The following is a 26,351-nucleotide window of genomic DNA, read 5'->3' on the forward strand; positions in this document are numbered from 1 at the left end:
CCTGTCGTAGCGATGCGGTGAGGTACGCCGGCCCGGCGGCGACGGTGCGCGCCTCGGCCGGGAGGGTGTCGAGGGTCGCGGCCGCGAAGTCGCGGATCTGGCCGAGGTCCGGGCGGTGCACGACCTCCCCGGCGCGGACCAGTGCGACCTGGACCGGCCGGGCGCCGGGGCCCGGTGGGGGAGCGTCCTGGGCGGCGAACCACTCAGCGACGAGGATCCCCTGGTCGTCGTACTCGCGGAAGGGCTGCTTGCGCCCGCCGACCGAGCCCTTGTCCTGGGACTTCTTGGCCACCGCGCGCAGCGGCTCGCCCGGTGCGTCGGCGATCGCGACCAGCTTGTAGACCATGCTCGCGGTCGGGTGGCCCGAGCCTGTGGCGACGCGGGTGCCGACGCCGTAGCCGTCGATGGGGGCGTCGGCGAGGGCGGTGATGACGAACTCGTCGAGGTCACTGGTGACCACGATCCGGGTGCCGGTCGCGCCGAGGCGGTCGAGCAGCTGGCGCGCCTTGTGTGACTCCTCGCCGAGGTCGCCGGAGTCGATCCGCACCGCGCCGAGCCCGGGGCCCGCCACCTCGACGGCCGTGCGGATGCCCTCGGCGATGTCGTAGGTGTCGACCAGCAGCGTCGTGCCGACGCCGAGAGCCTCCACCTGGCTGCGGAACGCGTCGGCCTCGGTGTCGTGGGCCAGCGTGAAGGCGTGCGCGGCGGTGCCGGCGGTCGGGATGCCGTACCGTCGGCCGGCAGCGAGGTTGCTGGTCGTCGCGAAGCCCGCGAGGTACGCCGCCCGCGCGGTCGCGACCGCCGCTTCCTCGTGGGTACGCCGGCCGCCCATCTCGATGAGCGGCCGGCCCGGTCCGGTCGCGGTGCGGGCGGCGTCGACCATCCGGGCCGCGGCGCTGGCGATCGCCGTGTCGTGGTTGAGGACGCTGAGGACCAGGGTCTCCAGCACCAGGCACTCGCCGAGCGAGCCGGTGACGGTGAGGACCGGGCTGCCGGGGAAGTAGAGGTCGCCCTCCCGGTAGCCGTCGATATCGCCGGAGAACCGGAAGTCCGCGAGCCACCGGGCAGTCGCGGCACCGATCACACCCTGCTCCTGCAGCCAGGCGAGCTCGGCCGCGTCGTACGAGAACCGCTCGATCGCCTCGAGGAGGCGGCCGAGCCCCCCGAGCATGCCGTAGCGGCGACCCTCGGGCAGCCGGCGGGCGAACGCCTCGAAGACCGCGGGGCGGCCGGCGCTGCCGTCGCGCACGAAGGAGTCGAGCATGGTGAGCTCGTAGCGGTCGGTGAGCAGTCCGGTGGTGGGCTGGACGGGGCGGTCCATCGCGGCTCCTCGATGTTGTAGTCATTGTGACCATAACAGGACTCGTCTAGGGTCCCCAGCATGGCGCGGCGGACGGAGGCGGACGAGGCCGCCGACGCCTACGAGCGGCACCTCGCCGACCACGACCGCGACCGGCGCCGTGCCCAGGGCGCCTTCTACACGCCGCCCGAGCTGGTCGCCTGGGTGCTCGACCGGGCGCTGCCGGCGGCGGGGAGCGTGCTCGACCCCGCCTGCGGAACGGGACACTTCCTGGTCGCGGCGGCCCGCCGGGTCGGCGTCCGCGCCGTCCACGGCTCCGACCTCGACCCGGAGGCGGTGCGGATCGCCCGCGACCGCCTGCACGCGGTGGACCCGGCGGTGCCGCGCGCTGAGATCGAACGCCGGGTGGTCGTGGCCGACGGGCTGACGGCGTGGGAGGGCCGCACCTTCGACGCGGTCGTCGGCAACCCGCCCTTCCTCGGGCAGCTCCGGCGACACTCCGCGGGACGGAGCGAGGAGCACCGCCGCGGCCTGGGCGCCTACACCGACACCAGTGCCGTGTTCCTGCACCGCGCGCTCGATCTCGCCGGCACCGGCGGGACGGTCGCCCTGGTGCAGCCGATCTCGGTGCTGGCCGCTCGCGACGCGGGACCGGTCCGCGCCGCGGTCGCCGGTCGCGGTGCGGTCACGGACTTCTGGTGCAGCGAGCGACCGGTCTTCGACGGGACGCCGGTGCTCACCTGCGTCCCCGTGGTCCGGATCGGCGCGGGCCCCGCGACCGACCCCGACGGGTGGGGCGCGCTCGCGGCGCCGGCCTTCGGGATCCCCTCCGTCGCCCTACCCGACGGCACCGGCACGCTCGGGGAGCGGGCGACCTGCACCGCCGACTTCCGGGACCAGTACTACGGCCTCGCGCCCTTCGTCGGCGACGGTCTCCGCGACGGCACCCCGCTGGTCACCACGGGCCTGATCGAGCCCGCGGAATCCCGCTGGGGACGGGTGCCGACCCGCTTCGCCCGCCGGCAGTACGACGCCCCGTCTGTCGACCTCGCCGCGCTGCGTGCCGACGGAGCACTGGCCAGGTGGGCCGACGCGCGCCTGGTGCCCAAGCTGCTGGTGGCCGGACAGGGCCGCGTCATCGAGGCCGTGGCCGACGAGCACGGCGCCTGGCTGCCGTCGGTGCCCGTCGTGAGCGTCGTCCCGCACGACCCCGCCGACCTGTGGCGGCTGCTCGCGGTCACGCTGGCCCCACCGCTCGTCGCCCACGCCGCGAGCCGCTACCTCGGCAGCGGCCTCACGCCTGGCTCGGTGAAGGTCAGCGCCCGCCAGCTCGCCGCCCTGCCGCTGCCGACCGACGAGGCAGCCTGGGCCGAGGGGGCGGCGTGGGCGTGCGCCGCTCAGCGGGCGACGGACGCGGAGCGGCCGGACCTGCTCGCCGCCACCGGCCGGGCGATGAGCGCTGCGTACGGCGCCGACCCGGCGTCGTACGCATGGTGGTGGGGGCGCGTCCGGCGCCGGCCCGACGACGATGGCGGACGTGCCTAGCGGGAGGTGCAGAACACCTCGGGCGCGATCACGACGGCGCTGCCGCCGGTGGTCAGCGGTGTCGGGCTCGGCCCGGTGTCCTCGAGGGTGAAGCGCAGCGCCATCTGGGTCGGCCGCCCCAGCGGGACCGTGGCGTACTCCGACTCGCCCCGCCCGAAGCTCCTCGCGTAGAACGGCAGGTCGTCGCCGAGAACCGTCACGGTCGCGCGGACCCGGGCGTCGGAGCCGTCGCTGAGACCGAACCGGCCACGGACCGCCACGCAGTTGTGGGCGAACGCGTAGCTCTTGACCTGCTCCGCGGGTGGCCGTTCCCAGGACCCGACCAGAGCGGGGGCGTAGACGACCCCGCCGACCTGTGTGGTCGTCGGCGGTGTCGTCCCTGGCACCATCGAGCCGATGTGCGTACTGGACATCAGGGTGAGGTCCCGCCACGCGTAGACGCCGACCTTGATCTCGGCTGACCTCGTCCTCGGTCCGCTCGCGCTGACCACGCGGTAGCGGCGGATGGCCGCCGCGGTGGTCCGGTCCTCGAGCCGGTAGCTGCCGTCGCTCCGGACGTGCGTCGTGCGCTGGGTTCGCCACCGGGAGCCGGCTTGTCGCTGCTGCAGCGACACCCGGGTGATCCGCCGGCTCTTCACGGTGCCCGTCACGACGACCTTCTTGCCGCGCTCGACCTCGGTGCTCCTGGCGGCGATGGTGATCGCCGGTACGGCGCGATGCGCGGGCTCCGAGGTGGTGGCGACGGTCTGCGCCGCGTGCGGGAGCGCCGCGAGTGAGGACGGCATCGCCGCGACCAGGACGGCGGTGAGCAGTAGGGCCGATGAGCCGGTGGCGAGTGCGCGCACGGGATTCCCTTCGAGATCGGACGGGGCTCGGGCCGGGGGCCACGGTCCCACGCGGATCGGTTCCCCTGCCCCCGGTCGCGGAAACCGCTCGCCGGGTTCGGCCTCAGCGCCGCCGCGGCGATGAGTCCGGTGCCCGCGCCCGGTCTGTCCCGGCATGAGCGAGTTCCTGGCTGACGGGGTCGAGCTGTTCGCGGGAGTCTGCGTGCGCGACTACGCGCAGGCACGACCGTGGTACGAGGCGCTGCTCGGAGCGCCCCCGTCGTTCCTCGCTCACGACACCGAGGCGGTCTGGGAGCTGGCCCCGCACCGGTGGCTGGTGGTCGAGCAGCGCCCGGAGCGCGCGGGCTACGGCACACAGACGGTCTTCGTCGACGACCTCGAGGACCGGGTGGCCGGCATCGCCGCCCGCGGGATCGAGCCGGCCGCGGAGGAGACCTACGGCGACGGCGTCCGGAAGGTGATCTACCGGGACGCCGACGGCAACGAGGTCGGCTTCGGGGGCAACCCCGTCACCGACCTCGCTGCTGGGTGAGTGGCAGGCAGCCGCTACTTCGTCGAGGTGCAGAACACCTCGGGCTGGGCGACGACCGGGATGACGTTGGGCGTCGTCGGGAGTCCGCCGGGGTTCTCCACCGTGAAGCTCATGCCGACCCGGAAGGGCGCACCGAGCGGCACGGTGACGTACTCCGACTGGGTGATGCCGAAGGACTTCGAGTAGACCGCGACGTCGTCGCCGGCGACGGAGATCGTCGCGCGGCCGGCGAGGTCGGAGGCGTCGCTCACACCGAACCGCGCCCGCAGGGAGACGCAGTCGCGGTTGAGGTTGTAGTCGACGAGCGACGAAACGGTGGGGTAGACCCATCCGCGGTAGGCCGGGCCGTAGGCGACTCCGTTGATGCTCACGGTCTTCTCGACGGTCCATCCGTTCCTGACGCGGGGCTGCATCTTGGTCAGGTCACGCCACTCGTAGACGCCGACCGTCACCTTGGCGGACTTCTGCTTCGGGCCCGCCGCGCTGATCACGCGGTACTTGCGGGTCACCGCGGTGGTGGTCTTGTCCTTGAGCTTGTAGCTGCCGTCGGCCTTGACCTTCGCGGTGGCCTGGGCCTTCCACTTCGTGCCCACGCGCTTCTGCTGGAGGGTCACCCGGGTGATCCTCTTGTTCGCGACCGCGCCGGTCACGACGACCTTCTTGCCGCGCTCGACCTGCATGCTCTTGGCGGCGATGCTGATGGCCGGCCCCCCGGCCGAGGCACCGGCCGCGGGCTCCGACGTCGTGGCGATGGCCGGGCCCGCCAGGGTCAGCGAGGCGGCCAGCAGCAGGGCGGAGGGCCCTGAGGTCAGAAGTCGCATGGGTGCTCCAGATGTCTCGTCGGGACTCGTTCGGGGGGAGTCCGCGGTGCAGCGATCGATGCCCAGGAACAGCGCGGATGAAACCCGTGATAACTCCTGATGACTTCTGAGGTCGTCCGCGAGCGGGCGTCAACGCCCCCGGAGTCGCCGGCCGAGGGCGTCGGCGGTGGCCACGACCGCATCGGCCAGCCGCTCGCGCTGGCGTTGGTCGAGCTCCTCGGTCGGGAAGGTGACCGCCACTCCCGCGACCGGCAGTCCGTTGTGGTCGAGGACCGCCGCCGCGACGCTCGCCATGCCCGCGGTGACCTCACTGTCCTCGGTGGCGTAGCCCCGCTGCCGGGTCTCGGACAAGACCGACCGCAGGGCCGTGGGGGAGCCCGGCCCGACCCCGGTGCGGTCCACGAACGCGGTGCGGTCGGGGTAGAGCGCGCGCACCTGGCTCGCGGGCAGGTGCGCCAGGATCGCCCGTCCGCTGGCGGTCAGGTGAGAGGGCAACCGGACGCCGACGTCGGTCACCAACGGCGGCCGGCCCGGCGCCCGCTCCTCGACGACGTAGAGAACGTCGCGGCCGTGGGGTACGGCGAGGTGCGCGCTGTGCCCGGTCCGGTCGACCAGGGTGGCGAGGGGGCGCCGAGCCAGGCGCTGCAACGGCGCCTGGCGGGCGTACCCCGACCCGACCTCGAAGGCCGCCACCCCCAGGCCGTAGCGGCGCTCGTCGGCCAGGTGCACGACGAATCCCTCGTCGGCCATCGCCTGGAGCAGGTGGTACGTCGTGGACCGCGGGATCTCCAGCTCCCGCGCGATCCGCTCGACCGCGACCGGCTCCGGCTGCCCGGCCAGGAAGCGCAGTACGCGCAGCGCGCGAGTGGCCGCGGGAACCTGGGCCATCGTCGTCCTCCCTTGCCATCTGTCTCAGATCTGAGACTCATGATGCCGGTTCGCCCTGGCGAGTGTCACGTCGACGGAGTGGAATCAGGGCATGGACACAGTGACGGTCGGAACGGGCGCGGTCTCGTTCGACGACGTGGTTGCGGTCGCCCGCGGTGGCGCCGGTGTTGTGCTCAGCGACGAGGCCCTCGCCGCGATCGACAAGGCGCGCGCGGTCATCGAGGACCTCGCGGCGTCCCCGACGCCCCATTACGGCGTCTCCACCGGCTTCGGCGCCCTCGCCACCCGGCACATCGCGCCCGAGCTGCGCGCCCAGCTGCAGCGCTCGCTGGTCCGCTCGCACGCCGCCGGCAGCGGCCCCGAGGTGGAGCGCGAGGTCGTTCGCGGCCTCATGCTGCTGCGCCTCTCGACGCTCGCCACCGGCCACACCGGCGTACGCCGCGAGACGGCCGAGCTGCTCGCCGGCCTGCTCACCCACGGCATCACCCCCGTGGTGCACGAGTACGGCTCGCTCGGCTGCTCCGGCGACCTGGCGCCGCTGGCCCACTGCGCGCTCGCGCTGATGGGCGAGGGTCCGGTCCGCACCGCCGACGGTGAGCTCACCGACGCCGCGACCGCTCTCGCCGCGGCCGGCCTCACGCCGGTCGAGCTGCAGGAGAAGGAGGGCCTGGCCCTCATCAACGGCACCGACGGCATGCTCGGCATGCTGGTGCTCGCGATCCACGACCTCACCGAGCTGCTCAAGGTCGCCGACATCTCGGCCGCCATGTCCGTCGAGGGCCAGCTCGGCACCGACCGCGTGTTCGCGCCCGAGCTGCAGGCGATCCGCCCCCACCCCGGGCAGGCGGCGTCCGCGGCCAACCTCACCGCGCTGCTGCGCGACTCCGGCGTCGTCGCCTCGCACCGCGGGCCCGACTGCAACCGGGTCCAGGACGCCTACTCGCTGCGCTGCTCGCCCCAGGTGCACGGCGGCGCGCGGGACACGGTCGCGCACGCGGTGTCGGTCGCGTCCCGGGAGCTGGCCTCGGCGGTCGACAACCCCGTCGTGCTGGCCGACCAGGGCCGGGTCGAGTCCAACGGCAACTTCCACGGCGCGCCCGTCGCCTATGTGCTCGACTTCCTCGCGATCGTCGCGGCCGACGTCGCCTCGATCGCGGAGCGGCGTACCGACCGCTTCCTCGACAAGGCCCGCAACCACGGGCTCCCGCCGTTCCTGGCCGACGACCCCGGCGTCGACTCCGGCCTGATGATCGCGCAGTACACCCAGGCCGCGATCGTCTCCGAGCTCAAGCGCCTGGCCAACCCCGCCAGCGTCGACTCGATCCCGTCGAGCGCCATGCAGGAGGACCACGTCTCGATGGGCTGGTCGTCCGCGCGCAAGCTGCGCAGGTCCGTCGACGGTCTCACCCGCGTGCTCGCCATCGAGCTGATGACCGCGGCCCGGGCGCTCAACCTGCGCGCCCCGCTCACCCCCAGCCCCGCCACCGGTGCCGTCGTGGACCTGCTCCGCGACGCGGGCGTCGGCGGCCCCGGCACCGACCGCTTCCTCGCCCCCGAGATCGACACCGCCTACCACCTCGTCGCCGACCGCTCCGTCACCGCGGCCGTCGCGAACGCGATCGGAGAACTCGCATGACCACCCAGCAGGACAACCCGCGCCTCCCCATCCATGCCGCGACCGGCACCGAGCTGACCGCGAAGTCGTGGCAGACCGAGGCCCCGCTACGGATGCTGATGAACAACCTCGACCCCGAGAACGCCGAGCGGCCCGAGGACCTCGTCGTCTACGGCGGCACCGGAAAGGCAGCCCGCAACTGGGAGGCGTACGACGCCCTCGTGCGCACCCTGCGCGACCTCGAGGACGACGAGACGATGCTCGTCCAGAGCGGCAAGCCGGTCGGCGTCTTCAAGACCAACAGGTGGGCGCCGCGTGTGCTCATCGCCAACTCCAACCTGGTGGGCGACTGGGCCAACTGGGAGGAGTTCCGCCGGCTCGAGGAGCTCGGTCTCACGATGTACGGCCAGATGACGGCCGGATCGTGGATCTACATCGGCACCCAGGGCATCCTCCAGGGCACGTTCGAGACCTTCGCGGCCGTCGCCGACAAGCGCTTCGGTGGCACGCTCGCCGGCACGATCACGCTGACCGCCGGCCTCGGCGGCATGGGCGGCGCGCAGCCGCTCGCGGTCACGATGAACGACGGCGTCGCGATCTGCGTCGACGTCGACCAGAGCCGGATCACCCGCCGCATCGAGCACCGCTACCTCGACGTCCAGGCCGACGACCTCGACCACGCGCTCGAGCTGGCCGTGGCCGCACGCGACGAGCGCCGGGGCCTGTCCATCGGCCTGCTCGGCAACGCCGCCGAGATCTTCCCGAAGCTGCTGGAGATGAAGGCGCCGATCGACGTCGTCACCGACCAGACCTCGGCGCACGACCCGCTCTCTTACCTGCCTGTCGGCGTCCCCTTCGACGACTGGCACCAGGCCGCCGAGCGCGACCCGGAGGGATTCACCAAGGACGCGCAGGCGTCGATGGCGGCGCACGTGCGGGCGATGGTGGAGTTCCAGGACGCCGGTGCCGAGGTCTTCGACTACGGCAACTCGATCCGCGACGAGGCGCGCAAGGGCGGCTACGACCGGGCGTTCGAGTTCCCGGGCTTCGTGCCGGCCTACATCCGCCCGCTCTTCTGCGAGGGCAAGGGCCCCTTCCGGTGGGCCGCGCTGTCCGGCGACCCGGCCGACATCGCCGCCACCGACAAGGCGATCCTCGAGCTCTTCCCCGAGAACGAGCGGCTCCACAAGTGGATCGGCATGGCCCAGGAGCGCGTGCACTACCAGGGTCTCCCGGCGCGGATCTGCTGGCTCGGCTACGGCGAGCGCCACCTGGCGGGTCTCAAGTTCAACGAGATGGTCGAGAACGGCGAGCTGAAGGCGCCCATCGTGATCGGTCGCGACCATCTCGACTGCGGCTCGGTCGCCTCGCCCTACCGTGAGACCGAGGCCATGCTCGACGGCTCCGACGCGATCGCCGACTGGCCGCTGCTCAACGCGATGACGGCCACCGCCTCCGGCGCCACCTGGGTGTCGCTGCACCACGGCGGCGGCGTCGGCATGGGCCGCTCGATCCACTCCGGCCAGGTGTGCGTCGCCGACGGCACCGAGCTGGCTGCTGCCAAGATCGAGGCCGTGCTGACCAACGATCCGGGCATGGGCGTCATCCGCCACGTCGACGCGGGCTACGACCGCGCCGCTGAGGTGGCCGCCGAGCGCGGCGTCCGGATCCCGATGCAGGAGGGCTGAGAGCCGTGACCCAGGTTGCCGACTTCGAGCAGATGTGGCGCGACCTCGCGCCCGTCGGACGCTCGGCGTCCTCCGGCGGCTACAACCGCTTGCCGTGGCACTCCGCCGAGCTCGAGCTGCGGGCGTGGTTCCGCGAGGCCGCCACGGCCCGTGGGCTCGAGCTCGAGGAGGACCCGTTCGGCAACCTGGTCGCCTGGTGGGGGCCGGAGAGCCTCGGCTCGGGCACGGACAAGGTGCTCACCGGCTCGCACCTCGACTCGGTCCTCGACGGCGGTGCGTACGACGGCCCGCTCGGTGTCGTCTCCTCCTTCGCGGCGCTCGACCTGATGCGCTCGCGCGGCGTGGCGCCCACCCGGCGGCTCGGCGTCTCCGCGTTCGTCGAGGAGGAGGGCTCGCGCTTCGGCCGGGCCTGCCTCGGCTCGCGACTCGCCGTGGGCGCGACCACCTGGGCCGACGCGCGTGAGCTCACCGACCGCGACGGCGTCCGTCTCGGCGACGTCATCGAGGGCGGCACCTCCACCCTCCTCGACGGCGTTGCGACCTATGTCGAGCTCCACGTCGAGCAGGGTCGCGGCCTGATCGACCTCGACGCGCCGGTCGGCGTCCACGACGCGATCTGGCCGCACGGGCGCTACCGCTACGACATCGCCGGCCGCGCCGACCACGCCGGCACCACCCGCATGGAGGACCGCGCCGACCCGATGCTGACCTACGCGATGACCGCGCTCGCGGCCAACAAGCAGGCCCGGCTCTCGGGGCAGCGCGCGACGTTCGGCCGCATCGACGTCCGCCCCAACGGCACCAACGCCGTGCCCTCCCACGTCACCGCATGGCTCGATGCCCGGGCCGCGTCCGACGACGCGCTGGGCGCGCTCGTGGCCGCCGTCGAGAAGCAGGCCGTGGACCGCGCGGGCCGCGACGGCACGACCGTCACGGTCACGCCCGAGTCGGTCAGCGGCGAGGTCGCGTTCGACACCGCCCTGCGCGACGAGCTCGTCGCGCGGCTCGGGGGAGTGCCGGTGCTGCCGACCCAGGCCGGTCACGACGCGGGGATCCTGCAGGACGCGGGCATCCCCACCGCCATGCTGTTCGTGCGCAACCCGTCGGGCGTCTCGCACTCGCCCTACGAGTCCGCCGAGACGGCCGACTGCCTGGCCGGCGTGGAGGCCCTCGCCGACGCGCTCACCGGGCTGGTCCAGCGGCCGTGACCGCGTACCTTCTCGAGCGCGCCTGGGTCGACGGCCGGGTCCGGGACACGGTCCGGATCGAGGTCGAGCACGGGCGGATCACCTCCGTCGAGCCCGACGCCACGACCACCGGCATCCCGCTGCGCGGGCTCACCCTGCCCGGCCTCGCCAACACCCACAGCCACGCCTTCCACCGGGCCCTGCGCGGGCGCACGCAGACCGACCGCGGCACGTTCTGGACCTGGCGCGAGCAGATGTACGCCGTCGCCGGGCGGCTCGATCCCGACACCTACTACGAGCTGGCCAAGGCGACCTACGCCGAGATGGTGGCGGCGGGCTACACCGCGGTGGGGGAGTTCCACTACCTCCACCACCAGCCCGACGGGACGCCGTACGACGAGCCCAACGCGATGGGCCACGCGCTCCTCGCCGCCGCACGTGACGCCGGCATCCGGATCACGCTGCTCGACACGCTCTACCTGTCGAGCGGCTTCGGCGCCGCACCGGAGGGCGCGCAGCGCCGCTTCTCCGACGGCACCGCGAAGGCCTGGCAGGAGCGGGTCGCCGCGCTGTCGGTGCCGCTCGGGGCGGAGGGGGCGATCGGCGTCGCGGCCCACTCGGTGCGCGCGGTGCCGGCCGATGCGCTGAAGGCGTTCGCCCCCTACGTCGCGGACGGCGTACCGATCCACGTGCACCTCTCCGAGCAGGTCAAGGAGAACGCCGACTGCGTCGCCACCCACGGCGTCACGCCGACCCGGCTGCTCGCCGACCACGGTGTCCTCGGCCCGATGACGAGCACCGTCCACGCCACCCATCTGACCGACGAGGACATCCGGCTACTGGGCGAGGCGCGCGCGTTCGCGTCGTTCTGCCCCACCACCGAGCGCGACCTCGGCGACGGCATCGGCCCGGCCCGGGCGCTGCAGGAGGCCGGTTCCGTGCTCACCCTCGGCTCCGACAGCCACGCGATCATCGACGCGTTCGAGGAGATGCGCGCCGTCGAGATGGACGAGCGCCTCGCCAGCCAGACCCGCGGCCACTGGACGGCGGCCGAGCTGCTGCTCGCCGGCACCGCCGACGGGCACCGCAGCCTCGGCTTCGCCGACGCCGGCGCGATCGCGGTCGGCCAGCGGGCCGACCTCGTCACCGTCGACCTCGCCTCGCCCCGCACCGCCGGGACCGGCCGGGACGAGCACACCGCCGTCTTCGCCGCCGCCGCGGCCGACGTCACGCACGTGATGGTCGACGGCGCGGTGGTCTTCGAGGGCGACCACGGCGCGGTCGGGCGATCCCTCGACGACGTGATCGGAAGGCTGTGGACATGACCGACGGGGGACCCATGAGCCTGCTCATCACCAATATCGGCGAGCTGGTCACCAACGACCCGGCCGCCGCCGGACCGGACGACCTTCTCGGCGTCCGCACCGACGCGGCCGTCGTCCTGGCCGGCGGCGTGGTCTCGTGGGTCGGCGCCGCCGCCGCCGCGCCCGCCGCCGACGAGGTGTTCGACGCCGAGGACCGGGCCGTCCTGCCCGGCTTCGTCGACAGCCACAGCCACCTGGTGTTCGCCGGCGACCGGTCGCTGGAGTTCCAGGCCCGGATGGCGGGGGAGTCCTACGCCGCCGGCGGCATCCGCACCACCGTCGCCGCCACCCGCGCCGCGTCCGACGACCGGCTCGCGTCCGGCGTCGCGCGCCACGTGGCCGAGATGCGCCGTCAGGGCACGACCACGCTCGAGATCAAGTCCGGCTACGGACTGTCCGTCGACGACGAGGCCCGCTCCCTGCGGATCGCGCGCGAGTTCACCGACGAGACGACCTTCCTCGGCGCCCACGTCGTCGCCCCCGAGTACGCCGACGACCCGGCCGGCTACGTCGACCTCGTCACGGGTCCGATGCTCGAGGCCGCGGCCCCCCACGCGCGCTGGATCGACGTCTTCTGCGAGCGCGGCGCCTTCGACGAGGACCAGGCCCGCACGATCCTCGCGGCCGGTGCCGCGGTCGGCCTGAAGGGCCGGCTGCACGCCAACCAGCTCGGCGAGGGCCCCGGCGTACGGCTCGCCGCCGAGCTCGGCCTCACCGCCGTCGACCACTGCACCTACCTCGGCGACGACGACGTCCACGCCCTGCGCGAGGCCGGCACCGTCGCGACGCTGCTGCCCGGTGTCGAGTTCAGCACCAAGCACCCCTACCCGTCGGGGCGCCGGCTCATCGACGCCGGTGTGACCGTCGCACTCGCGAGCGACTGCAACCCGGGCTCCTGCTACACGAGCTCGCTGCCGTTCTGCATCGCCCTCGCCGTGCGCGAGATGGGGATGACGCCCGCCGAGGCCGTCCGGGCAGCGACCGCCGGCGGAGCCGCCGCGCTGGGCCGCACCGACGTCGGCCGCGTCGTACCGGGTGCCCGGGCCGACCTGATGCTGCTCGACGCGCCCACGCACGTCCACCTCGCCTACCGGCCGGGCGTCCCGCTCGTCGCGCGGACCTGGGGCGGCTGAGCGCAAGAACGGTCGGGTGCCCGGGACCCAGGGATCCCTAGGCTCACCGGCATGTCCGGACTCTCGCCACGACTGGCCGCGGTCGTCGATGCGCTGCCGCTGCGCACGGGGATGCGGGTGCTCGAGATCGGCGGGGCACCCGGCGCCGCGGCGCGGGAGGTCGCCCGACGCATCGGCCCCGGCGGCCACGTCCTGGTCGTCGACCGGTCGGCCAGGGGCATCGCGCTCACGAGCCGCAACGCGGCGGAGGAGATCCGCGACGGGCGACTCAGCGTGCGTCGGGTCGCGGTGGAGGAGCTCGTGCTGCTGCCCGGCGAGGCGCCGTACGACCTGGCCTTCGCGGTACGGGTCGGAGCCCTCGACGGAAGGCATCCGACGGCCGGTGAGCGGGCGCTGCCCCGGATCGCGGCCGCGCTCGTTCCGGGCGGCCGGCTGCTCGTCGACGGCGGCGACCCGCTGAGGGACGTCGATCTCCGGCCGGCGCCTCTAGTGTGAGCGGGTGCAGCACCTCCGCATCACCTCCCCGCGGGCTCTCACCCCTGCCGTCCTCGACGCGCTCCGCGCGGACCCGGCCGTCACCAGCCTCACCTGCGTGCGGGGAGCGGCGCTCGTGCCCGAGGGCGACCTCGTCGAGGCGGACGTGCCCCGTGAGGCCGTGAACGAGGTCGTCGACGCGCTACGGGAGATCGGCGTTCCGAAGCAGGGGGCGATCCACGTGGTCCCCGTGACCACATGGCTCTCGCAGGCGGGCCTGGACGCCGAGCGCCTCACGCCGGGCTCGTCGGCCGACTCCGTCGTCTGGGCCGACGTGACGCAGCGTGCCTACGAGGAGTCGGAGCTCAACTGGACGTTCCTGACCTTCATGAGCCTGGCGACGCTGATCGCGAGCATCGCGATCATCCTCGACTCCCAGATCCTGGTCATCGGGGCGATGGTGCTCGGCCCCGAGTTCGTGCCGATCGCGGCACTCGGCCTGGCGCTGGTCCGGCGTCGCCCGTCGCTGTTGCGCTTCGCGGCCCGCTCGCTCGTCGTCGGGTTCGCCGTCGCCATCGCGGTCACCACCGCGGCCGCGCTGCTCGCGCGAGCACTGGGCTGGATCACCCAGGACATGGTGACCGCCCCGCGGCCCGCGACCGGGTTCATCTACACGCCCGACACGTGGTCCTTCATCGTCGCCGTCGTCGCCGCCGCGGCCGGTGCCCTGTCCCTCACCTCGGCGAAGGTCGGCGGTCTGTCCGGGGTCTTCATCTCGGTCACCACCATCCCCGCCGCCGGCAATGTGGCGCTGGGCCTGGCCTTCGGGCTTCCCGACGAGATCCGGGGCAGCCTGCTGCAGCTCCTGCTCAACGTCTCCGGCATGGCCGTCGCCGGCTGGCTCACGCTCGCCTTCCAGCAGGCCGTGTGGAGCCGGATGTCCGAGCGCCGGGCCCGTCTGGTCGCGCGGCTGCGGCGCCGGACCGGCACCTGGCAGGTCCTCGACGGCGATTGACCGGAACCCGGCTCGTGACCGGGCGCTCGACGCCCGAGGATGGCCCGGTGAGCAGCGAGAGCGCCATCATCGCCCCCGACACCAAGGACTGGACCTGGGTGCTCGAGCACCCCTGCCCGGAGTGCGGGTTCGCCGCCGCCGCGGTGGACCGGTCGGCGCTCGGCGCGGCGATCCGTGACAACGCCGACTTCTGGGCCACGGCACTGGCCGATCCGCGGGCCGGCACCCGCCCCGCGCCGGACGTCTGGTCGCCCACCGAGTACGGCTGCCACGTGCGCGACGTCAACCGGGTCTTCACCGGCCGGGTCGCCCAGCTGCTCGCCGAGGACGACCCCCGGTTCGCGAACTGGGACCAGGACGAGACCGCCGTGACCGAGCGGTACGACGAGCAGCGCGCCGCGGACGTCGTACCGGACCTGGTGGCGGCGGCCGCCGCCGTCGCGGACGCCTACGACGCCGTCCCGGCGCACGCCTGGGATCGCCCCGGCCGCCGCAGCAACGGCAGTGTGTTCACGGTCGAGACCCTCGGGCGGTACCACCTGCACGACCTCGTGCATCACCGGTGGGACGTGCGGTGGATCATGGGGGAGTGAGACACACCGAGTTCTGGGCACGCATGGACCGCCACCTCGGTGAGGGCTACGCCCGCGTGTGGGCCGACACCTTCGTGATCGGCATCCTCGACCACCGCACCGCCACCGAGGCGCTGGACGCCGGGGTCCCGCCCAAGGAGGTCTGGCGCGCGGTGTGGGAGGTCCGGGAGCTGCCGGCGAGCGAGCGCTAGGGGGATGAGCCGCCTGGTCGACCCCGTCGAACCCGACCTCGTCGTCGAGGCGGTGCAGCGTCGTACCGTGCGCGTCCTCGTGCTGACCCAGGCGGTCGGCGCCGTCGGCATCACGATCGGCATCGCCACCGCGTCACTCCTCGCCCGCGACCTGTCCGGCTCCGAGGCCCAGTCCGGGCTGGCCCAGACCGCCCAGGTGCTGGGAGCCGCGGTGATCTCCTTCCTGCTGGCGCCGCTGATGGCGCGGCGGGGCCGGCGCACCGGACTGATGACGGGCTACGTCGTCGGCTCGGCCGGCGGTCTGACCGCCGTGCTGGCCGGCGTGGTCGGGTCGATGGCGCTGCTGCTCGTCGGCGCGATGATGCTCGGCGCGGCGACCTCGGCCAACAACGCCGCCCGGTACGCCGCGACCGATCTCGCCACCGACGCCAACCGCGCCCGCTCGCTCTCGCTGGTGGTGTGGGCGACCACGATCGGCGCCGTCGCGGGACCGAACCTGACCGGGCCCGCGGGAGCCGTCGCCGACACCCTCGGCATCCCGGAGCTGACCGGCCCGTTCGCCATCGGCGCGGTCGGCATGCTCGCCGCCGCGGTGATCGTCGCGGTGCTGCTGCGTCCCGACCCGCTGCTGACCGCCCAGCGCGCGGCCGCCGGCGGTGGCGGGCAGCCGGCCGTCGGGCGCGCCGGCTCCTCCTGGAGCCGGACCGCTGCGACGGTCCGCGACCGGCCGGTCCTCGGCTACGCCATCGCGGGCCTCGCGCTCACCCACGCCACGATGATCGGCGTGATGACGATGACGCCCCTGCACATGGAGCACGGCGGCTCCGGCCTCGAGGTCATCGGCATCGTGATCAGCGTGCACGTCCTCGGCATGTTCGCCTTCTCGCCGCTCGTCGGGATGCTCGCCGACCGGTTCGGTCGCCCGCCGGTCCTCGCCGCGGGCGGCGTCGTGCTGCTGACGGCGCTGCTGCTGTGCGCATCCGCGCCCAGCGGGATGTCGTGGCAGGTCACCGCCGGCCTGTTCCTGCTCGGTCTCGGCTGGTCGCTGGCGATGGTCGCGGCCTCGACCCTGGTCGCCGAGCACGCCCCGCTGCAGGTGCGGACCGACGTGCAGGGCGTCTCCGACCTGGTGATGGGGTTGACCGCCGCCGCTGCGGGCGCGGTCGCCGGCGTGGTGGTCGGCGCGGCCGGCTATCCCGCCCTCGCCCTGACCAGCCTGCTGCTCGTCGCCGGCGTCCTCGGCTGCGCGGCCCGCGCGGTCGCCGAGTCCCGGGGCGCCACGACACGCCGACCGGCCTGACGCGACTTCGAACATCTGTTCGGCTAGGTTGGGTCGCACGGCAGCACGGGTTCCGATCGGGTCCTTCGGCTGTCCACAGGTACGACGTCCGGCCGGGTTGTCCACAACCGCGACACGACTGATCAGGTTGTGTCGGGACCCCGCTCTAGCGTCGCCGATGTACCTGGCCCACCACGACACGAAGGATTGAGGACCATGGCTGGAGACGACCGGCAGAAGGCGCTCGAGACCGCCCTGCTCAACATCGAGAAGTCCTACGGCAAGGGTTCGGTGATGCGACTCGGTGACGACTCGCGCGCCCCCCTGGACGTGATTCCGACCGGGTCGATCGCGCTCGACGTGGCGCTCGGCATCGGTGGTCTCCCGCGTGGCCGCGTGGTGGAGATCTACGGCCCCGAGTCGAGCGGCAAGACGACCGTCGCGCTGCACTCGGTGGCCAGCGCGCAGGCCGCGGGCGGCATCGTGGCCTTCATCGACGCCGAGCACGCGCTCGACCCCGACTACGCCAAGGCCCTCGGCGTCGACACCGACGCCCTCCTGGTCTCCCAGCCCGACTCCGGCGAGCAGGCGCTCGAGATCGCCGACATGCTGATCCGCTCCGGCGCGCTCGACCTGATCGTCATCGACTCGGTCGCTGCGCTCGTGCCGCGCGCCGAGATCGAGGGCGAGATGGGAGACAGCCACGTCGGCCTCCAGGCCCGGCTGATGAGCCAGGCGCTGCGCAAGATGACCGGTGCCCTCAACCAGTCCAAGACGACCGCCATCTTCATCAACCAGCTGCGCGAGAAGATCGGTGTCATGTTCGGCTCGCCCGAGACCACCACGGGTGGCCGGGCGCTCAAGTTCTATTCCTCCGTGCGCCTCGACGTCCGCCGCATCGAGACCCTCAAGGACGGCACCGACATGGTCGGCAACCGGACCCGGGTCAAGGTCGTCAAGAACAAGGTCGCCCCGCCCTTCAAGCAGGCCGAGTTCGACATCATGTACGGCAAGGGCATCTCCCGCGAGGGCGGCCTGATCGACGTCGGCGTCGAGGCGGGCCTGATCCGCAAGGCCGGCGCCTGGTACACCTACGAGGGCGACCAGCTCGGCCAGGGCAAGGAGAACGCCCGCGGCTTCCTCAAAGACAACCCCGACCTGGCCAACGAGCTGGAGAAGAAGATCCTCGAGAAGCTCGGCGTCACCCCGACCGTCGATGGCGAGTTCACCGACCTCTCCGACGAGCCGATCGGTGTCGACAGTTTCTGATGGGCCGAGCGTGTCGTCGCTTCGCTCCGCCACGCTGCCGGCCACGCGGTCGAGTTCCGTAGGTCTCGCCTTCGCGTGGCGGCAGCACGTTGGCGCGGTGGGAAGCGTCGGGCTCGTCGGCTCCGGTCGCTCGTTCCTCGCTTCCTACGCCTCCTCGCCCGCCGTTCCCGCCGGCGCCGTCGCTGGGGGCGCGAGCGTGTCGTCGCTTCGCTCCGCCACGCTGCCGGCCACGCGGTCGAGTTCCGTAGGTCTCGCCTTCGCGTGGCGGCAGCACCACGGCTCGGCGTCAAGCGTCGGGCTCGTCGGCTCCGGTCGCTCGTTCCTCGCTTCCTACGCCTCCTCGCCCGCCGTTCCCGCCGTAGCCAGCTGACAGGAGGACGTGACCGATGCGCGACGAGGAGCCGCCCGACGACGACGGCTGGACCGAGGATGCGGACCCCGAGTCGGTGGCGCGCAAGATCCTGCTCGACCAGCTGAGCATCAAGGCGCGCAGTCGCCGGGAGCTGGAGGACCGGCTGGCGCGGCGGCGGGTGCCGCCGGAGGTGGCCGCACGGCTGCTCGACAGGTTCGAGGAGGTCGGCCTGGTCGATGACGAGGCCTTCGCCCGGGCCTGGGTCGAGGGGCGCCAGCGCAGTCGCGGCCTGGCCCGGACCGCGCTCGCGGTCGAGTTGCGCCGCAAGGGCGTCGCCGACGAGACGGCGAAGGCGGTGCTCGCGGAGGTCGACCCAGGTGAGGAGGAGGCGGCGGCGCGTGGCCTGGTGCGCAAGAAGCTCCGCTCGATGCGCGGCCTCGACGAGCAGGTCGCCGCCCGGAGGCTGGTCGGGATGCTCGCCCGCAAGGGCTACTCCCCGGGGCTCGCCTATGCCGTCGTGCGGTCCGAGCTCGGGGCCGAGGCGCAGTGCACAATGGGGGAGTGACGACCGACGTCCCGGCGCCCGAGCGCGAGATCCTGACCTACGACCTCTTCGGCACCGCGGTGCGCGACCTCGCCCAGCAGGTCGTCGATGACGGCTTCGAGCCCGACATCGTGCTCGCGATCGCCCGAGGCGGGCTCGGGTTGGCGATGGGCCTGGGCTACGCCCTCGAGGTGAAGAACCTGTCGGCGGTCAACGTCGAGTTCTACACCGGCGTCAACGAGCGTCTCGACGTGCCCATGATGCTGCCGCCGACGCCGGCCGCCATCGACCTGACCGGCATGAAGGTCCTGATCGCCGACGACGTCGCAGACACCGGCAAGACCCTCGAGGTGGTCCGGGACTTCTTCGCCGGCCACGTGGCCGAGGCGCGTACCGCGGTGATCTACGAGAAGCCGTGGACCGTGATCCGCCCCGAGTACGTCTGGCGGCGCACCGAGGCCTGGATCGACTTCCCCTGGTCGTCGGGCCCGCCGCTGGTCGGGGTGCGGGCGTGACCGCCGGCTGAGCACCGCGCCCGCACGCCGCGGGTCAGCCGACGTCGGCCCCGCATGCCGGACGGTCCGCGCTGCGGAAGTCCGTCGTGCGGTGGCTCGAGTCGCAGAATGGCTGGTCCGCAGAACGCCCGCAGCGACACAGCAGGACCACGCGCTGCCCCTCCAGGTCGTACTCCGCCCCGGTCGGGTCGAGGAGCCGGAAGCTTCCCTTGATCTGCAGCGGTCCGTCCTGGACGGCCTTGACGGTCACGGGACGGCTGGTCTGATCGGCCATGGGTTCTCCTGACGAAGAGTTCTGCCACTTGTCGTGAATACCATAGGGGGGTACCCTATCTACGTCCAGAAGTCGAGGAGAGGAACGAGATGAGCAACGTCGCGACGGCCACGTACACGGTGGCCGGGATGACCTGCAACGGCTGCGTCAACAAGGTCGCCGCGGCCGTCACGGCCGTCGAGGGGGTGGCCGACGTCGACGTCGACGTGAGCACCGGCGCCCTGGAGGTGACCGGTGCCGTCGACGACGCCGCGATCAGGGCGGCCATCGCCGAGATCGGCTACACGATCGAGGACTGACCGGGGAGGGGGCCGCGCCCGAGGCGCGGCCCCCTCGCTGTGCGCCAGGTGGCTCCGGATCGGTTCAGCGCGCGCTGCCGGACATCCGTTCGGCCAGCCACCGCAAGGCCGGCGGATAGCGGTACTCGACGGCGGGATGCCCGTCCTCGAACAGCTCGAAGTGGACCCGGTCGCCGGGCAGTCCGGTGGCGGTCAGTGCATCGACGAACGCGGCGGCGCCGAGGTCGAGGAAGTGCTCGTCGCGGGTGCCGGCGTCGACCCAGACCGCATGCAGGCCGCGGCCCGCCGCGGCGTACTCCGGCCGCTCCAGCATCCGCACCGGGTCCCGGTCCAGCCAACGCTGCCAGACCTCGGGGCGGAGCCGCCCGCTGCGCGGGTCGAAGGGGAGGATGGGTGCGCCGTCGTCGGCCGCGCTGAAGCTCGCGGCGACCCCGAGGAGGATGCCGACGAGGTAGTCGTAGGGCTTCGTCCGGGAGACCCGTGAGCGGAAGTCGTCCCAGTAGGCATGGATGTCGCCGTCGAACTCGGCCAGGGCGCGGGCGGCCAGGGGGAAGCCGGGCAGGAAGCAGGTCTCGAAGAGCGCGTCGCCGGCATGGCTGGCCAGGCAGCCGAACAGGTCGGGGCGGCGCAGTGGGAGTGCCAGGGCACCGTAGCCGCCGCTCGACTTGCCGGTGACGGCGCGCCCCTCCGGGGCGGTGAGGGTCGGATAGTGAGCGTCGACGAACGGGACGACCTCGTCGCACAGATAGCTCTCGTACCGGCCGGTGCCGGGGGAGTCGACGAACTGGCTGCCGCCGTACCTGCTCCAGGACTCGACGTAGACCACGATCAGGTCAGGCACCGTGGGGTCGGCGGTGAGCAGTTCGACCTCCTCGATGGTGGTCAGCCGGTACGGCAGCCGGTTGCGCCACATCGTGATGTGGCCGTTGTAGGCCGGCAGCACGTACGCCACCGGGTAGCGCCGTCCCGGCACCGGCTCGCGCGGAGCCTGGACCCACAGCGGGCGCTCGTGGGCGTCCCCGAGGGGGTTGTCGCAGAGGGCCTGGCTCACGATCGTGTGCTCGACGACCTCGGACGCCAGCAGGGGCAGCGGCCAGGGTGCCACCGACAGGTCGGGCGGAAGTGGCCCCGGGCCGCGGGGCGCGTTGGTGGTGGACATGCCGGGAATCTAGTGCCGCAACGGCGTCTCCTCGCCCTACCGGTGTCGATGACCACCCCGGCCCACTTTCGACAGCCGTCGGTCGCGGACGCGTGACGCCGATCACATCATGGTGCATCACGGACCGCACCAGCTCGGGAACGCCGTCCCCGCCCGCCACCGCCGTTCAGGCTCCTTCGAATCGAGGAACACATGGCCGCCCAGCTCCGAGGAAGCTCTCCCTCCCGACCGGCCCCGCGACCCCGGCAGGCCGTCGCGGTCCTGACCCTGGCGCTCGCGCTGATCCTCGCCGCGTGCGAGACCGGGGCGAGCGGCGGCCAGGGCGGCTCGACCACCTCGCTGACCATCGCCACGACCTACGAGATCACCGATCTGGACCCGGCGGCCTCCGGCTACTGGGCGCCCGAGTTCGGGTACGGCGAGCTGCTGATGCGCGCCCACGACGACGGGACCCTCGAGCCGTGGCTGCTGGAGTCGCTGGAGCCGGTCGCTCCCACGACCTGGCGCCTGACCCTGCGCGAGGGCATCACCTTCCAGAACGGCAGGACGCTGGACGCCACCGCCCTCAGCGCGCTGCTCAACCACCACCTCACGACCAACGAGGACCTGCAGGCCGTCGTACCGGGCGGTGAGGCGACGCCGGTGTCGGAGCTCGAGGTCGAGCTGACCACCTCGCGACCCGCGGGCACCGTCCCGGCGGCTTTCGCGCATGAGCTGATGGTGCCGGTCTTCGACCTGGAGGCGGCCGAGCAGGCCGGGGACGACGTGGCCGCGCAGATCGCCGCGAAGTACTGGACCGGTCCGTTCGTGGTCACGGCCATCACCAGTGAGGACCTGACGATGGAGCGCAACCCGGACTACTGGGGCGGCACACCGCGCCTGGAGGAGGTCACCGTGCGGTTCATCTCCGACGCTCAGGCCCGGGTGCTCGCCGTGCAGAGCGGTGAGGCCGATCTCGCCCTCTACCCGGACTCCGCGGCCGCTCAGGTGCTCGAGGGCAGCGACGAGGCGGCCTTCATCACCTCGGAGGTCCCGCACTCGTCGGTCCGGATGATCCTCAACCAGGAGGACCCGGTGCTCGGGGAGGAGGACGTGCGCCGCGCGATCAGTCTGGCCGTCGACTACGACGAGCTGGCCGAGCAGGTGCTGCCGGTGGTGTTCGACGTCGGGACGGGGATGTACCCGGCGCACCTGCCGTTCGCGGAGCAGGTGCAGCGCAGCGACCTCGACGAGGCCGAGGCCCTGTTGGATGCCGCGGGCTGGACGCGGGGGTCGGGCGAAGTCCGGGAGCGCGACGGCCGCCGGCTGCGGCTCTCCTTCGTGGTCGACGACCAGATCGCCGACCTCCAGGCGATGACCGTCGCGCTCCAGGGGCAGTTGAAGGAGCTCGGGGTGGAGGTGGACATCAACGAGGTCGCCGACGTCTACGAGGCGACGGAAGGTGACGACTGGAGCGCGGTGTTCTTGATGTCCAACGTCTACGGTGCCGACTACGTCGGCGACGCCCAGCGGTTCCTGGCCTCGGACGGGCGGCTCAACCTGGGGCACATCGACGACGCCGAGCTCGACGGGCTCATCGCCCAGGCCCTGGCCGAGACGGACGGCGTCGCACAGGCGGACCTGCTGCGAGAGATCCAGCAGCGCGTCGGCGAGCGGATGTACGGGGTCTTCCCGGCCGAGCGTCGCAGCTCCGTGATCGCCTCGGCCGCCTGGCGCGACTACGTGGTGCCGATGAACAACCTCTGGGTCGACGCCGAGACGGCGGCCTCGGGTTCATGATCCGCGCGGTCCTGGTCCGGGTCGTCGAGGCGGTCGTGTCGCTGCTCATCGCCAGCGGGCTGGTCTGGGCGCTGCAGCTGTTCGCCCAGGGCGATCCGGCCCGGCGGATCCTGAAGGCCCGCGGCGTCGCCGACCCCTCCCCGGCGATGCTCGCCGATTTCCGCGCCGAGCACGGGATGGACGACGGCATGCTGCATCGCTATCTCGACTGGACATGGGGCGTGCTGCACGGCGACCTGGGCACATCCTGGCGGACCGGCCGCCCCGTGGCCGGCGAGTTCCTCGACCGGCTGCCGGCGACCGTGGTGCTGGCCGCCACCGCGCTGGTGATCGCGCTGGTCCTGTCCACAGTGCTCGCGATGGTCCCCGTGGTGTGGCGCCGGGCCTCGCTGGACCACACTGCCCGGCTGGCCGCGGCCGCGTTCATCGTGGTGCCCAACTTCCTGCTCGCCGTGGTCTTCCTCGAGATCGTGGTCCGCCGGCTCGGCTTCGGTCGCGTCGTCACCGATGGCAGCTTCGCCACCGTCGGGCTTCCGGCGCTCGCCCTCGCCCTGGGCACGGCCGGCTACTGGTCGCGGATCCTGCGCACCAGCCTGCTGGAGGCGGCCTCGGCGACCTATCTCGACGTCAGTACGGCCCGCGGCTCGGGCCCGCTGCGCCGGACCGTGCTCCATGTGCTGCCGAACGCGCTGCCGACGTTCCTGACCGTGGTGGGTGTCGGCACCGCCAGCCTGCTCGCGGGCGCGCCGGTGATCGAGGCGATCTTCACCTGGCCGGGCGTCGGCCGCTACACGATCGATGCGATCCTTGCCCGCGACGTCCCCGTGGTGCAGGCGTTCACGCTGCTCTCGGTGGCCGTCTACATCGTGGTCAGTCTGCTGGTCGACCTGGCGATCCTGGCCATCGACCCGCGCCGCGGCGCGCGCCGGCCCCGACGCCGGGTCCGGCCGCCTGCGGCCCAGCGCGCCCTGATCGGGGCCGGGTCGTGACCGCGGCACGGCTGTCCCGGCCCGCGGCCGCGGCCAGCAGGACGGGAGCGGTCGGCAGGGTCGACCGCAGCACGATCGCGCGGCGGCTGTGGCGGCACGGCGGCGGTCGACTGGGCATCCTGCTGCTGCTCCTCGTGATCGTCGCGATCGGCATCGGCCCGCTGCTGCTCGGCGACCCCAACGCCACCGACTACGGCGACAAGCTGGCCGCGCCGTCATGGGAGCACCCGCTCGGCACCGACCTCGCCGGCCGGGACATGCTGGCCCGCACGCTGGTCGGCGGCCGGCTGTCGCTGGGCATCGCGGGCCTGGTCTCCCTCACGACCCTGCTCACCGGCCTCGTACTCGGCCTCGTGGCCGGCCTCGCCGGCGGGTGGGTCGACAAGGTCCTGAGCCGGGTCTTCGACGTGCTGCTCGGCCTGCCGACCCTGGTCGTCGCGCTCGCCGTGGTCGGCGCCCTCGGCCCGGGACTGGTGAACCTGGTGCTGGCGCTGACCGTGATCGGCTGGGCGTTCCTGGCCCGGCTGGCCCGCAACGAGGTGCTCGGGGCCCGCCACCGTCCGGATGTGGTGGCGGCGCGGATGGCCGGCGTGCCGGCGTACCGGATCGCCTGGTCGCACGTGGTCCCGAATGTCGTCCTGGTCCTGCTCGTGGCGGTGACGGCGGCGTTCACCGAGGTGGTCCTGGCCCTGGCCGGGCTCAGCTTCCTCGGCCTGGGCGCCCAGCCACCGACAGCCGAGTGGGGACGGATGCTCGCGGAGACCCGCAGCAGCCTGACCATCGCTCCCTGGCTGGTGCTGGGGCCGGGGGTGGGGCTGTGTCTGAGCATCGCCGGGATGCTCCTGCTCAGCGACGCACTGCGTGACGTGGCCGACCCGACCAGGCACAGGAGGCAGTAGTGAACGTGGTGAGACGCAAGCAGAGCCCGGCGCCGGCCGGGCCACGACCGACGGCCGGAGCGGCGGTGCTGTCGATCCGCGGCCTGGAGATCGGCTACGGCAACGGCGGTACCGCGCTGCGCGGCGTCGACCTGGACATCGCCGAGGGCGAGTGCGTGGCGCTGGTGGGGGAGTCGGGATCCGGCAAGACGACCCTGGCGCGCTCGATCGTGGGCCTGCTGCCGTCGAGCGCGCGGGCGACCGGATCGGTCCGGCTCGGCGAGCACGAGCTGCTCGGACTGCCCGCGCGGTCCTGGCGCCGGCTCCGCGGGCCGGTGGTGGGCTATGTCGCCCAGGACCCGTTCGCCGCCTGCGACCCGCTGCGCACCGTCGGTCACCACGTGGCCGAGGCGTGGCGGTGCCACGGCGACCGACATCCGCCCGCCGACCATCTGGCGCGGCTGGCCGAGCTCGGCATCCCGCACCCGCGCCGGCTCCTCGCCGACCGGCCCCATCAGTGGTCCGGCGGGATGCTCCAGCGGGCGACCACGGTGGCCGCCTCGGTCTACGGACCGGCGCTGCTGGTCGCTGACGAGCCGACCTCGGCCCTCGACGCCGACCACGCCGACGAGGTGCTCGACTCGCTGCGCCGGGTCAGCCGTTCGCTCCTCCTCGTCTCGCACGACCTCGACCTGGCCGCGAAGCACGCCGACCGGATCGCCGTGATGTACGCCGGACGGATCGTCGAGCAGGGCGCCGCGCACCAGGTGCGCACCGCTCCCCGACACCCCTACAGCGTGGCGCTGCTGGCGGCGACGCCACGCGGCGACCGCCTGCCCGACGAGCTGCCCGGGACCGCGCCGAGTCCCCTGGACATGATCTCCGGGTGCGCGTTCGCCGACCGCTGCGGGCACCTCGACTCCGCGTGCACGAGCGTCGTACCCGCGCTGGTCGACGGCGTCGCCTGCCACCACCGGGATGCGTCGTGACCCGCCCCGACCCGACCGACGCCGTGGTCCGCACGGTGGCCGCGACCCGGCTCTACCAGGAGGACGCGCAGGGGATCCGTGGCGTGCGCGGACTCGACCTCCATGTCCGGCCGGGCGAGACGGTCGGGCTGTCCGGGCTGTCCGGCTGCGGGAAGTCCACGGCGCTGCGCCTGGTCGCCGGCATCGAGCGGCCCGACTCGGGCAGCGTGCTGTTCGGCGGCGTGGACGTGTGGGGCACGCGTCGCTCGCGCGGACGGCTGCGCCCGGGGTACGTGATGCCGGTCTTCCAGGACCCGACGTCCAGCCTCGACGCGCGCTGGCCGATCTGGCGCTCGGTCACCGAGCCCCTGACGGTCGGGCGCCGCCTGGCCCGGGCCGAGCGCGCCGAGCTGGCGCAGGGCCTGCTGGCGGAGGTCGGACTCGGGCACCTGGACGTCCATGCGCTGCCCTCGCAGCTGTCCGGCGGCCAGTGTCAGCGGGTGGCCATCGCGCGCGCCCTCGCCGGGCGGCCGGCGCTGCTGGTCGCCGACGAGCCGACGGCCAGCCTGGACGTCACCTCGGCCGCGGGCATCCTGCACGTGCTGCGGCGCACCGCCGCATCGGGCACCGCGGTCGTCATCGTCAGCCACGACCGTAGGGTCCTGGGTGCGCTGTGCGACCGGACGGTGCGGATGGCCGCGGGTGCGGTGGTCGGTGAGGTCGGGGTCGTCGGCGAGACCGATCCCGTCCGCCCGACCGGTGTCGAAGCGGGACGTTGAGAACTGCGACAACTGTCCTTGGCCCCCGGGGTCCGCGCGTTCCTAGGGTGGCCGCACCGTCCCGATCCTGCCGATT

Annotated in this window: 26 protein-coding genes and 1 pseudogene; 21 read left to right on the forward strand and 6 right to left on the reverse strand. The window is 73.2% G+C overall.

Annotated features, from left to right (window positions below; all coding sequences use genetic code 11):
• Position 1: 1 nt before the first annotated feature.
• Positions 2-1,321 (reverse strand): annotated as a pseudogene (locus QJ852_12600) (nicotinate phosphoribosyltransferase).
• 60 nt (positions 1,322-1,381) lie between these two features.
• Between QJ852_12600 and QJ852_12605 the strand changes: the two are divergent.
• The gene (locus QJ852_12605) at positions 1,382-2,845 is read left to right on the forward strand and encodes an N-6 DNA methylase (protein WGX99259.1); all 1,464 of its coding nucleotides are present in this window, start codon (positions 1,382-1,384) and stop codon (positions 2,843-2,845) included.
• Here QJ852_12605 and QJ852_12610 read toward each other — a convergent pair.
• The gene (locus tag QJ852_12610) at positions 2,842-3,690 is read right to left on the reverse strand and encodes a hypothetical protein (GenBank protein WGX99260.1); all 849 of its coding nucleotides are present in this window, start codon (positions 3,688-3,690) and stop codon (positions 2,842-2,844) included. The two genes, QJ852_12605 and QJ852_12610, sit on opposite strands and share 4 nt — an antisense overlap.
• Positions 3,691-3,844: 154 nt before the next feature.
• Here QJ852_12610 and QJ852_12615 point away from each other — a divergent pair, with 154 nt between their 5' ends.
• Complete coding sequence (locus tag QJ852_12615; GenBank protein ID WGX99261.1) at positions 3,845-4,222, forward strand: VOC family protein; 378 nt, start codon at positions 3,845-3,847, stop codon at positions 4,220-4,222.
• Between the two features lie 14 nt (positions 4,223-4,236).
• Here QJ852_12615 and QJ852_12620 read toward each other — a convergent pair whose 3' ends face one another.
• Both QJ852_12620 and QJ852_12625 read right to left on the reverse strand, forming a co-directional pair.
• Positions 4,237-5,043 carry a hypothetical protein gene (locus QJ852_12620; GenBank protein WGX99262.1) on the reverse strand — a complete coding sequence of 269 codons (807 nt, stop codon included), beginning with the start codon at positions 5,041-5,043 and terminating at the stop codon, positions 4,237-4,239.
• Between the two features lie 129 nt (positions 5,044-5,172).
• The gene (locus tag QJ852_12625) at positions 5,173-5,931 is read right to left on the reverse strand and encodes an IclR family transcriptional regulator (GenBank protein ID WGX99263.1); all 759 of its coding nucleotides are present in this window, start codon (positions 5,929-5,931) and stop codon (positions 5,173-5,175) included.
• A gap of 91 nt (positions 5,932-6,022) precedes the next feature.
• Here QJ852_12625 and hutH point away from each other — a divergent pair, with 91 nt between their 5' ends.
• The 13 genes from hutH to QJ852_12690 all read left to right on the forward strand — a co-directional run bounded on the left by hutH (position 6,023) and on the right by QJ852_12690 (position 19,150).
• Complete coding sequence (gene hutH, locus QJ852_12630; protein WGX99264.1) at positions 6,023-7,567, forward strand: histidine ammonia-lyase; 1,545 nt, start codon at positions 6,023-6,025, stop codon at positions 7,565-7,567.
• Entirely contained in the window at positions 7,564-9,234 is a 1,671-nt protein-coding gene (locus QJ852_12635; protein WGX99265.1) for a urocanate hydratase, read from the forward strand. Before hutH ends, QJ852_12635 begins: the two co-directional genes overlap by 4 nt.
• A 5-nt stretch (positions 9,235-9,239) precedes the next feature.
• Positions 9,240-10,442, forward strand: coding sequence for an allantoate amidohydrolase (locus tag QJ852_12640; protein WGX99266.1), 1,203 nt, complete (start codon positions 9,240-9,242; stop codon positions 10,440-10,442).
• Positions 10,439-11,746 carry a formimidoylglutamate deiminase gene (locus QJ852_12645; GenBank protein ID WGX99267.1) on the forward strand — a complete coding sequence of 436 codons (1,308 nt, stop codon included), beginning with the start codon at positions 10,439-10,441 and terminating at the stop codon, positions 11,744-11,746. The genes QJ852_12640 and QJ852_12645 overlap by 4 nt, the downstream gene beginning before the upstream one ends.
• A gap of 14 nt (positions 11,747-11,760) precedes the next feature.
• A complete protein-coding gene (gene hutI / locus QJ852_12650) occupies positions 11,761-12,918 on the forward strand; it encodes an imidazolonepropionase (protein WGX99456.1) in 1,158 nt (385 codons plus the stop codon).
• A 51-nt stretch (positions 12,919-12,969) separates the two neighbouring features.
• A complete protein-coding gene (locus QJ852_12655; protein WGX99268.1) occupies positions 12,970-13,413 on the forward strand; it encodes a class I SAM-dependent methyltransferase in 444 nt (147 codons plus the stop codon).
• A 4-nt stretch (positions 13,414-13,417) separates the two neighbouring features.
• On the forward strand, positions 13,418-14,407 hold the full coding sequence (locus QJ852_12660) for a DUF389 domain-containing protein (protein ID WGX99269.1): 990 nt from the start codon (positions 13,418-13,420) through the stop codon (positions 14,405-14,407).
• A gap of 47 nt (positions 14,408-14,454) precedes the next feature.
• Positions 14,455-15,000: a DinB family protein gene (locus QJ852_12665; GenBank protein ID WGX99270.1), complete on the forward strand. Its 546-nt coding sequence runs from the start codon at positions 14,455-14,457 to the stop codon at positions 14,998-15,000.
• Positions 14,997-15,191 carry a DUF3046 domain-containing protein gene (locus QJ852_12670; protein WGX99271.1) on the forward strand — a complete coding sequence of 65 codons (195 nt, stop codon included), beginning with the start codon at positions 14,997-14,999 and terminating at the stop codon, positions 15,189-15,191. Before QJ852_12665 ends, QJ852_12670 begins: the two co-directional genes overlap by 4 nt.
• Before the next feature lie 4 nt (positions 15,192-15,195).
• On the forward strand, positions 15,196-16,491 hold the full coding sequence (locus tag QJ852_12675; GenBank protein ID WGX99272.1) for an MFS transporter: 1,296 nt from the start codon (positions 15,196-15,198) through the stop codon (positions 16,489-16,491).
• A 195-nt stretch (positions 16,492-16,686) separates the two neighbouring features.
• Entirely contained in the window at positions 16,687-17,739 is a 1,053-nt protein-coding gene (gene recA, locus QJ852_12680) for a recombinase RecA (protein WGX99273.1), read from the forward strand.
• A gap of 386 nt (positions 17,740-18,125) precedes the next feature.
• Positions 18,126-18,656, forward strand: coding sequence for a regulatory protein RecX (locus tag QJ852_12685; GenBank protein WGX99274.1), 531 nt, complete (start codon positions 18,126-18,128; stop codon positions 18,654-18,656).
• The gene (locus tag QJ852_12690; GenBank protein WGX99275.1) at positions 18,653-19,150 is read left to right on the forward strand and encodes a phosphoribosyltransferase; all 498 of its coding nucleotides are present in this window, start codon (positions 18,653-18,655) and stop codon (positions 19,148-19,150) included. Before QJ852_12685 ends, QJ852_12690 begins: the two co-directional genes overlap by 4 nt.
• A gap of 34 nt (positions 19,151-19,184) precedes the next feature.
• Here QJ852_12690 and QJ852_12695 read toward each other — a convergent pair whose 3' ends face one another.
• Positions 19,185-19,424 carry a CDGSH iron-sulfur domain-containing protein gene (locus tag QJ852_12695; GenBank protein ID WGX99276.1) on the reverse strand — a complete coding sequence of 80 codons (240 nt, stop codon included), beginning with the start codon at positions 19,422-19,424 and terminating at the stop codon, positions 19,185-19,187.
• Between the two features lie 89 nt (positions 19,425-19,513).
• On the opposite strand from QJ852_12695, the gene QJ852_12700 reads away from it, so the two are divergent.
• On the forward strand, positions 19,514-19,723 hold the full coding sequence (locus QJ852_12700; protein WGX99277.1) for a heavy metal-associated domain-containing protein: 210 nt from the start codon (positions 19,514-19,516) through the stop codon (positions 19,721-19,723).
• A 64-nt stretch (positions 19,724-19,787) separates the two neighbouring features.
• On the opposite strand, the gene QJ852_12705 is transcribed toward QJ852_12700, so the two are convergent.
• Positions 19,788-20,882: an alpha/beta hydrolase-fold protein gene (locus tag QJ852_12705; protein ID WGX99278.1), complete on the reverse strand. Its 1,095-nt coding sequence runs from the start codon at positions 20,880-20,882 to the stop codon at positions 19,788-19,790.
• A gap of 192 nt (positions 20,883-21,074) precedes the next feature.
• On the opposite strand from QJ852_12705, the gene QJ852_12710 reads away from it, so the two are divergent.
• Genes QJ852_12710 through QJ852_12730 form a run of 5 tightly spaced genes read left to right on the forward strand, consistent with a single transcriptional unit; the run spans position 21,075 to position 26,275 of the window.
• On the forward strand, positions 21,075-22,661 hold the full coding sequence (locus tag QJ852_12710; protein ID WGX99279.1) for an ABC transporter substrate-binding protein: 1,587 nt from the start codon (positions 21,075-21,077) through the stop codon (positions 22,659-22,661).
• Positions 22,658-23,650 (forward strand): ABC transporter permease, encoded by a 993-nt coding sequence (locus QJ852_12715; protein WGX99280.1) that lies wholly within the window; start codon positions 22,658-22,660, stop codon positions 23,648-23,650. The genes QJ852_12710 and QJ852_12715 overlap by 4 nt, the downstream gene beginning before the upstream one ends.
• Positions 23,647-24,549 carry an ABC transporter permease gene (locus QJ852_12720; GenBank protein ID WGX99281.1) on the forward strand — a complete coding sequence of 301 codons (903 nt, stop codon included), beginning with the start codon at positions 23,647-23,649 and terminating at the stop codon, positions 24,547-24,549. The genes QJ852_12715 and QJ852_12720 overlap by 4 nt, the downstream gene beginning before the upstream one ends.
• On the forward strand, positions 24,549-25,517 hold the full coding sequence (locus QJ852_12725) for an ABC transporter ATP-binding protein (GenBank protein WGX99282.1): 969 nt from the start codon (positions 24,549-24,551) through the stop codon (positions 25,515-25,517). Before QJ852_12720 ends, QJ852_12725 begins: the two co-directional genes overlap by 1 nt.
• Positions 25,514-26,275 carry a dipeptide/oligopeptide/nickel ABC transporter ATP-binding protein gene (locus QJ852_12730; protein ID WGX99283.1) on the forward strand — a complete coding sequence of 254 codons (762 nt, stop codon included), beginning with the start codon at positions 25,514-25,516 and terminating at the stop codon, positions 26,273-26,275. Before QJ852_12725 ends, QJ852_12730 begins: the two co-directional genes overlap by 4 nt.
• The last annotated feature ends 76 nt before the right edge of the window (positions 26,276-26,351 follow it).

Origin of the sequence: Nocardioides sp. L-11A (assembly GCA_029961745.1) — a bacterium.
GTDB lineage: Bacteria > Actinomycetota > Actinomycetes > Propionibacteriales > Nocardioidaceae > Nocardioides.

Excerpts from the sequence above, each read along its gene's own strand:
- QJ852_12700 (WGX99277.1), top strand. The coding sequence starts at position 19,514 with ATGAGCAACGTCGCGACGGCCACGTACACGGTGGCCGGGATGACCTGC.
- QJ852_12605 (WGX99259.1), top strand. The coding sequence starts at position 1,382 with ATGGCGCGGCGGACGGAGGCGGACGAGGCCGCCGACGCCTACGAGCGG.
- hutI (WGX99456.1), top strand. The coding sequence starts at position 11,761 with ATGAGCCTGCTCATCACCAATATCGGCGAGCTGGTCACCAACGACCCG.
- hutH (WGX99264.1), top strand. The coding sequence starts at position 6,023 with ATGGACACAGTGACGGTCGGAACGGGCGCGGTCTCGTTCGACGACGTG.
- QJ852_12615 (WGX99261.1), top strand. The coding sequence starts at position 3,845 with ATGAGCGAGTTCCTGGCTGACGGGGTCGAGCTGTTCGCGGGAGTCTGC.
- QJ852_12695 (WGX99276.1), bottom strand. The coding sequence starts at position 19,424 with ATGGCCGATCAGACCAGCCGTCCCGTGACCGTCAAGGCCGTCCAGGAC.
- QJ852_12715 (WGX99280.1), top strand. The coding sequence starts at position 22,658 with ATGATCCGCGCGGTCCTGGTCCGGGTCGTCGAGGCGGTCGTGTCGCTG.
- QJ852_12635 (WGX99265.1), top strand. The coding sequence starts at position 7,564 with ATGACCACCCAGCAGGACAACCCGCGCCTCCCCATCCATGCCGCGACC.
- QJ852_12685 (WGX99274.1), top strand. The coding sequence starts at position 18,126 with ATGCGCGACGAGGAGCCGCCCGACGACGACGGCTGGACCGAGGATGCG.
- QJ852_12710 (WGX99279.1), top strand. The coding sequence starts at position 21,075 with ATGGCCGCCCAGCTCCGAGGAAGCTCTCCCTCCCGACCGGCCCCGCGA.
- recA (WGX99273.1), top strand. The coding sequence starts at position 16,687 with ATGGCTGGAGACGACCGGCAGAAGGCGCTCGAGACCGCCCTGCTCAAC.
- QJ852_12625 (WGX99263.1), bottom strand. The coding sequence starts at position 5,931 with ATGGCCCAGGTTCCCGCGGCCACTCGCGCGCTGCGCGTACTGCGCTTC.
- QJ852_12655 (WGX99268.1), top strand. The coding sequence starts at position 12,970 with ATGTCCGGACTCTCGCCACGACTGGCCGCGGTCGTCGATGCGCTGCCG.
- QJ852_12620 (WGX99262.1), bottom strand. The coding sequence starts at position 5,043 with ATGCGACTTCTGACCTCAGGGCCCTCCGCCCTGCTGCTGGCCGCCTCG.
- QJ852_12675 (WGX99272.1), top strand. The coding sequence starts at position 15,196 with ATGAGCCGCCTGGTCGACCCCGTCGAACCCGACCTCGTCGTCGAGGCG.
- QJ852_12705 (WGX99278.1), bottom strand. The coding sequence starts at position 20,882 with ATGTCCACCACCAACGCGCCCCGCGGCCCGGGGCCACTTCCGCCCGAC.